General features: G+C 68.9%; 7 protein-coding genes and 2 pseudogenes. 5 read left to right on the top strand and 4 right to left on the bottom strand.

Translation table 11 applies throughout. The features are described from left to right. The first annotated feature begins 459 nt into the window (after positions 1–459). Both ACEPPI_RS30660 and ACEPPI_RS30655 read left to right on the top strand, forming a co-directional pair. The gene (locus ACEPPI_RS30660) at positions 460–1674 is read left to right on the top strand and encodes a DUF922 domain-containing protein (RefSeq protein WP_373918524.1); all 1215 of its coding nucleotides are present in this window, start codon (positions 460–462) and stop codon (positions 1672–1674) included. Between the two features lie 81 nt (positions 1675–1755). Then, entirely contained in the window at positions 1756–2304 is a 549-nt protein-coding gene (locus ACEPPI_RS30655) for a hypothetical protein (protein ID WP_373918523.1), read from the top strand. A 68-nt stretch (positions 2305–2372) separates the two neighbouring features. Here the strand turns inward: ACEPPI_RS30655 and ACEPPI_RS30650 are convergent. Next, positions 2373–2525, bottom strand: a pseudogene (locus ACEPPI_RS30650) (histone acetyltransferase); the annotation flags it as partial. A gap of 7 nt (positions 2526–2532) precedes the next feature. Between ACEPPI_RS30650 and ACEPPI_RS30645 the strand changes: the two are divergent. The 3 genes and pseudogenes from ACEPPI_RS30645 to ACEPPI_RS30635 form a co-directional block, all read left to right on the top strand. Next, positions 2533–2817: pseudogene (locus ACEPPI_RS30645) on the top strand (GNAT family N-acetyltransferase); the annotation flags it as partial. Positions 2818–2968: 151 nt separating this feature from the next. Beyond that, positions 2969–3400, top strand: coding sequence for an ATP-binding protein (locus ACEPPI_RS30640; RefSeq protein WP_373918522.1), 432 nt, complete (start codon positions 2969–2971; stop codon positions 3398–3400). A gap of 158 nt (positions 3401–3558) precedes the next feature. Then, entirely contained in the window at positions 3559–4011 is a 453-nt protein-coding gene (locus ACEPPI_RS30635) for a hypothetical protein (protein ID WP_373918521.1), read from the top strand. Here the strand turns inward: ACEPPI_RS30635 and ACEPPI_RS30630 are convergent. The 3 genes from ACEPPI_RS30630 to ACEPPI_RS30620 form a co-directional block, all read right to left on the bottom strand. Beyond that, entirely contained in the window at positions 3995–4348 is a 354-nt protein-coding gene (locus tag ACEPPI_RS30630) for a hypothetical protein (RefSeq protein ID WP_373918520.1), read from the bottom strand. The two genes, ACEPPI_RS30635 and ACEPPI_RS30630, sit on opposite strands and share 17 nt — an antisense overlap. A gap of 125 nt (positions 4349–4473) precedes the next feature. Continuing rightward, the gene (locus ACEPPI_RS30625; RefSeq protein WP_373918519.1) at positions 4474–5691 is read right to left on the bottom strand and encodes an aromatic acid exporter family protein; all 1218 of its coding nucleotides are present in this window, start codon (positions 5689–5691) and stop codon (positions 4474–4476) included. A 78-nt stretch (positions 5692–5769) separates the two neighbouring features. Beyond that, on the bottom strand, positions 5770–6351 hold the full coding sequence (locus ACEPPI_RS30620; RefSeq protein WP_373918518.1) for a TetR family transcriptional regulator: 582 nt from the start codon (positions 6349–6351) through the stop codon (positions 5770–5772). Positions 6352–6366 lie beyond the last annotated feature (15 nt).

The raw sequence follows: 6366 nt of genomic DNA, 5'->3' as shown, positions 1-6366 counted from the left end.
AGCGCCTTCACCGCTTCGCTCACCACGAGAACCCCCGCGCCGTCACGGCTGAGCCACGGCTGTGGGGGGGGGGGGGGGGGGGGGGGGCGGCCCCCCCCCCCCCCCCCCCTGCCCCCCCCCCCCCCCCCCCCCCCCCCCCCCCCCCCCCCACCTCCCCACTACAGGTCACAGCCTCAAAAGACCCCAGACTCACCAGCCGCGCGGAAACCTCACCAGCAGCGCGCTCGCCACCTCACGAACACTCACCGGCAATCGGTTGGTGACGTGCCGGACGGCTGCCTTGCTACTTCGGCCGGTGAGTGAGCCTCCGATCCGCCGCGGGCCCCGTGAACAATGCCGTCGGGCGTTCGCAACGGCATTGCGGCCACAGCGGTATTCCCCCGATTGACGACGAGTGGCCGGGGGATCAGCATGTTGAGTACGTGATCATAACGTCACGATCTCGACAGACTCCCCCCGGTGGCCCCGAATGGCGAAGTGATGCCGGATTGCGGGCCGGACGGCGGCGACCCGGCACTATGCGCGGGGGCTGTGGTGAAAATAAAACCCTTCCCTCCGATGGCCCTGCCGGGCTTCCACGCGATCCTGGCAATTGCTCTGGCGATAGGGCCCGGTACCTCTGCCGTATTTGCCGGGGCCGCCGAATCCGTTCCACGTGCCGGCTGCGAACTGAAACCGGGCGCACTCAACCCGGGAGATTACAGCGGCGCCGTCGTCATTGACAGCCTGATACCGAATGGCGACGGCACATTGCACATCAGATCGTCCGTGGACATCAACCTATCGGTCGATGAGGCCGGCGCCGTCAGTGGATCTTGGGGAATCCGTTCCGCCAACTTCCGGACCGACGTCGACTTGCAGGTTGACTTCCTCCTGGAGGACGGGAAGATCACGGGGAGTGCCAAGCAGCTCGATCTGGTCGACGGACACGGGACGTACGCGACCACGCAGGACGGCGACGTCTTTGCGAAGACCATTGAAAACGGCAAGGTATCCGGCACGGACCTGGGCGGCACCGTGAAGATCGAGTCGATTCGGTGCGACGAGGTAAGCGGATCCCACGCCGGAGCCCAGGGTCCGCTCACCGATTCGGCGCCGACTCCGGTGACCCTGACGAAGACCGGTTGCTCGGAGGTGCCGACGATCATCGATTCGGACGACGAGAAAACCATCAACGCCAGCACCGTCAATGAATTCCTGAAGAACGCGAGTTGCGACGCAGGAGGCGCGGCAGCAGTCGGTCACCTGACGCCGGAAATTAGAGACAGCTTCGAGTTTGACGGCAAGAACAACGTGAAGAAGGTCAACTACACACTGAAGACGAAGATCACCCACCCACGTTGGGCTCCCGGACACCCTCCGCCCACCGAGCAGCAAAGGGCCTTGCTCAACAAGGCAGTCGAACTCATCAAGGCACACGAGATCCACCATCGCGAGATCGCTCGACAGTACGCACAGAAAGCAGTCTGTGCGGCAGTCGGGCGATCCGAAGGTGCGGCGCGCAAGGCCGTCACGGAGACCAACTGCGAGGGCTTCCGGGCACAGGAGAAGTTCGACCTGGAGCAGGGTTCGATCGCTGTGGTCCTGAATCCCAAAGCGGAAATCATCGACGTGAAGACCGCCCCGCTGAACACTCGGCCGAATTACTCCAAATTCCCGGATTCGGGGTGTTGACCCCCCTGGCTCCGATACCTCGGTGTCCCTCATGCGGAGTGCCTTCCGGCCGGGCTCGTGTCGTTCCACCTCTGACCTGCCTTGACCAGGCATGAACACCACCATGCACCCCTGCTGGCCGCCGCAGCCGCCCTCGCTGTTGCCACGGCCCCGGCTGCTGCATCCCCGGCCGCCGCCGCGCTCAGCTACCGCTGTTCGACGAGCACGCAGACGATCGACGACGCCGGATACAGCGGCCCTGCCCCCGACAACTGGGACATCAAGATCCAGGTGTGCGCGGCGCGCTCCGGAACCACCGTCTACGCCTACGCCTACGCCGACATCGGCTGGGACGGGCCCGCCTCCTACGCCAGCAAGGACGCGACGATCTTCGACGGAGCCAAGATCCGGCTTCAGATCATGCAGTCCCGGCAAGGCACCGATCCCGTCGTTGCCGAGCGCGACTTCGAGATCAAAGACCGGCTGGAGAAGGCGACGTCCGGCGGGGACCGTGACGGGAACTACCACACGCCGACGATCAGCCACCGGGCCGGGAGCGGCGCGTACGGGAACGGGGTCCTCTATCTCGACTGGCACAAGGACGGCCGCGGGTACCAAGGCCACGACTACAAGGGCTCACCGACCGTCTGACGATCCCAGCGGCCGGCTCCACAACGATGAAGGCGGTCACCCAGGACTTCGGGTGACCGCCTTCATCGTCAGCGTGGCGGTGGCGGCTGCCAGAGGTATCGGACATCCGGCTCGCGCTCGTCGTTGCGCATCCCGTCCGTCCGCTCGACCGCGATGAAGCCGTGCCGCTCGTAGAACCGGTGCGCTGACGTGTTCACCTGGAACGTCCGCAACGTCAGCCCGCCCGACTACGCGGCAGAAGCCGCGGACCTGCTGCTTCGCTTCATGTTCGAGGAGAACCGGTACCACAAGTGCCAGGTGCGGATCTTCGCCCACAACGAGGCACCACTGGCTCTCCACCGTCGGCTCGGCTTCGTAGAGGAGGGTCGACTGCGTGAGCTCGTGTACCTCTCCGGTCGGTACCACGACGTCGTGATGATCGGCATGCTCGCCGATGGCCGGCCGGGGGTTTCGTCCGGGGCACGGCGGAAACGCGCGAAGAGGTTGAACACGTCGAAGGGGTACCGATCGTGAGGAGACTGATCGCCGTGGGGATCATGGTTCTGCTGATCGCACCGATGCTGCTGGCCCTGCTGCTGGTTACCCGAGGGGACGGGCACCGTCCCCGCCACCGGGCCGGCCGCGGCTGATGCCCGTTCGCGTCGAGCGAGGGTGAGGAGGGGACGTGCCGGTACGAGCGGTGGGTTGGGCCCGGTCGTTTCCCGTCAACCTGGGTGTCCGTGAGGCCCGTCGGTGGTACCTGGCACATCTGGGGACCCTGCCGTGGACCGGCGGCGCCTCCGACACCGTCCACTCCGTCCTGCTCACGGTGTCGGAGCTGGTCACCAATGCGCACGTACACGCCCACAGCAGTGCCCGGCTCGTCCTGACCTGGGACGGCTGCTGTCGGCACGTCAGCGTGGCGGACGACGACCCGGAGCTGCCCGCGCCCAGGCCGGCCTCCACCCGGGCCGGCTCCGGCCGGGGCCTGGCCATCGTCGACGCCGTCGCCGACGGGTGGGACGCCCACGCCTTCCACGGCGGCAAGACGATCACGGCCTGCTTCCATCCACCGGATGAGCCCTCCCCGCTCGCGCGCGAGGCCCGTGGGTCGTGAGCGAGGCGTCAGCCGCCCACGGTGAAGGTGTCACGGCCCGGGCGGAAACGGTTCAACTCCTGACCATCTCCCATTCGTATGACATGTGAAATATCACATGTCATACGAACCCGCCTGCGGGTCCCGGGCGGCGATCCCCGATGACGAGGAGAATTCCGATGAACCGCTTGACCCTTCTGGCGGTCGGCGCCGCAGGCCTGACGGTCCTTTCGGTCGGTCCCGCCTTCGCCGCCGCCCCCGCGGCTGCCGCCGAGACCGTCACCTCCTGCGGGAGTTCGGGTCTTCAGGCAGGTCTGGCCACCAGGGTGTGCGCCGATGTCACCGGCACCACCGTCGAGTTCTACGGTGCGGTCGGACTTGCCGGCCCGCCCTCGCCTGGCAGCCCGGCGCCCGCGCCGAAGGAGCTCTTCACGACTCTGTCCACCGAGGTCGTCGGGACCAACCCGCCCGTCACGCAGGCGAGGTCGGTCATCTTCACCTCATCGGCCCTTCAGGTGCGCGGTGCGGCCGGCATCGCCCCGTGCGGTTCGACCGTGCGCGCCACCTTCGGGGTGGCCTCCTTCCCCTGGCCGGCCAAGCCGGTCGTCCACGAGGTCACGATCGCCTGCTGAGCAGGCCCGCGCCAAGGTACTGCGGCGCACACGCAGGCGGAGTTCCCGTCGGCGTGTGCGCCGTTTTGATGCCCGGGGCCGTTCGGGAAGCGGAGTCGGCCGAGGAGCGGGGCAGAGTGAACCCGGGCGAGAGGACGATCAGCGGGCAGCGTCCGTGCCCGGTACGCGGCAGCGGGCCCTCACGGGCGTGGGTGCGGACGGCGGCCACCTGTTCGGCGGTGGCGTGGCGGGAGAGCTCACCCCGGTCGGCGGTCGCGGCGCTGGCCGTCGCCGCGCCGCCCACCAGCAGAAGCCCGGCCGGCGCGGCCGCGGCGGCCCTCTGGATGATCTTGTTCATGCGGATCAGGGGAACTTGGGAAAGCCTCACCTTGGTGAGATGGGATGGCTGGAATCAGCTCCCGTCGCACGTGTTCGAGGACGGCTGTGACGTGAGCCGGGGCCGCCGACGGGATGCGGCTCGGGTCACCCGCGGCGGCGCAGCACACCGGGGAGCCGGCCGCCGCGCCCTCGCCGGAGCCGGGAGTGGCGGTCCAGTTCCTCCATGAGCCGGTGGGACCGCTTGTCCACGTCGAGTTCGTCCAGCACGCGGTCCACATCGGCGAGCAGGGCGCCGTGCAGCTGCCATTGCGCGGGCGCGGTGCGTAGCTGCTCCAGCAGCAGGCTCGCCAGCAGGTCCCGGGATTCCCGTGCCATGCCCAGCTCCCGCGTGAGCCGTTCCTCCTGCTCCTCGGCGTTCGTGGTGACTTGTGCAGTGATCAGCCGGGAGAAGCTGTGGACGGCCAGCGCCATGTGCCCGAACAGGTCCCGAAGAGCCCGGGTCACCGCGGGTGAGAACAGCGGCTCGTCCTCGCGCGCCTTCGCCAGGTCCGTGAGCGCCCGGGCCGAGACGCGCAGTACGACGGCGCAGATCTCCAGGGTGTCCAGGCCCGTGCGCAGGACCAGCCGGAACATCAGCCCTTCCCGTACGCGGGGGTTCATGCGCAGACTGTCCTCCGCCTGGCGCAGTGCGGCGTCGACCCCGGCGATGTCGTTGTCGAGCCGGCGTGCCTCGTGCAGCTGGGTCACGGCTCCCGCGACGGTGGCGTGCCCGGTGAGCCCGTCGGCCATTCCGGTCATCAGCGTGGCCATGCGGGCCGCCAGGTCGTCGATCGCCCGGCTGGCGGGTTCCACCCAGACGGGCGGGGCGAACAGCAGGTTGAAGGCCAGTCCGACCACTGCGCCGATCAGCGTCTCCAGCACTCTGTCCCAGGCGGTGTCGGCCACCCGGGTGACGCCGAGGACCAGCATCGCGCTGATGGCCACCTCCGGGACGAACTCGTCCACCCGGACCAGGTGCCCGACCACCAGTGAGGCCAGGATGACGAGCCCCAGGCTCCACCAGGTCAGGCCCACGAGCGCGCTGAAGCCGATCGCGACCAGGACCCCGGCCACGACCGAGTTCACCCGGCGCACCCCGGTGGTGAGCGTGGAGTACAGGGTGACCTGGACCACCAGGAGGGCTGTGAGCGGGGCCGTCAGCGGAGCGGGCTCGTCGCTGAGCCGGAGCGCGATGACGTACGACACCACCGCGGCCCCGGTGGACCGTACGCTCTGCACGACTACGGGGTCCCGCCACCTGGACAGCAGCTGACGCAGGAGGCGGGGGAGTGGAGGGGTGGGGGGATGTGCGACGTGCGGCATATCCTCGCCTGTTCCCCGTCGGCCGCGGCTGTCACACCCCGAGGGCGCCGGCTCCCCGCCCGGGCGGGTTGCCCCGTATCAGCCGGCCGGGTTGCCCGGGGCGCGGTCGCGGACCTCGACCAGACGGGCAACGGCGTCGACCACGGCCGCGCGGTGGCCGGAGCGGTGTTCTTCGGCGCTCCCGCCACCACTGGTCGTGGTGTACCAGGCCTGGGCCAGGCCGAGGACCAGGATGAGCAGGTCGGCAGGGTCGTGTGTGGGGTCGACCCGTCCGTCGTGCTGGGCCGCGGCCAGGGAGGCCGCCTTGCGTGCGTACGCCTCCGCCTCCAGGGCGGTGGCCTCCGGGCGCTCCAGTCGCTTCCACATCACCAGCCGCACGAGCCGCGGGTCCTCCGTGAGGTGGTCGAAAATGGCGCCGGCGTAGCGGGGCAGGTTCCCCGCGTCGAAGGGGACCGATTCCGCGCCCTGCTCCACGGCCTGTAGGAGGACCTGGTCGAACAGGCCTTCCTTGTTGCCGTAGTAGACGTAGATCATCCGCTTGTTCGCCCCGGCCGTGTCGGCGATGCGGTCGACCCGGGCCCCGGCGATACCGTACTCGGCGAACTCGTCGAAGGCGGCCGCGAGGATACGGGCCTTCGTTGCGCTGGAATCACGTGCCATGACCCCCAGGCTAGC

Origin of the sequence: Streptomyces sp. AB3(2024), assembly GCF_041862025.1 — a bacterium.
Taxonomy (GTDB): domain Bacteria; phylum Actinomycetota; class Actinomycetes; order Streptomycetales; family Streptomycetaceae; genus Streptomyces.
Note: the sequence above shows the minus strand (reverse complement) of the source record. Positions and strands in the feature narration are given on the sequence as shown.

Coding starts and splice junctions, on each gene's coding strand:
- ACEPPI_RS30625 (WP_373918519.1), bottom strand. CDS start 5,691: ATGCCGCACGTCGCACATCCCCCCACCCCTCCACTCCCCCGCCTCCTG.
- ACEPPI_RS30635 (WP_373918521.1), top strand. CDS start 3,559: ATGAACCGCTTGACCCTTCTGGCGGTCGGCGCCGCAGGCCTGACGGTC.
- ACEPPI_RS30620 (WP_373918518.1), bottom strand. CDS start 6,351: ATGGCACGTGATTCCAGCGCAACGAAGGCCCGTATCCTCGCGGCCGCC.
- ACEPPI_RS30630 (WP_373918520.1), bottom strand. CDS start 4,348: ATGAACAAGATCATCCAGAGGGCCGCCGCGGCCGCGCCGGCCGGGCTT.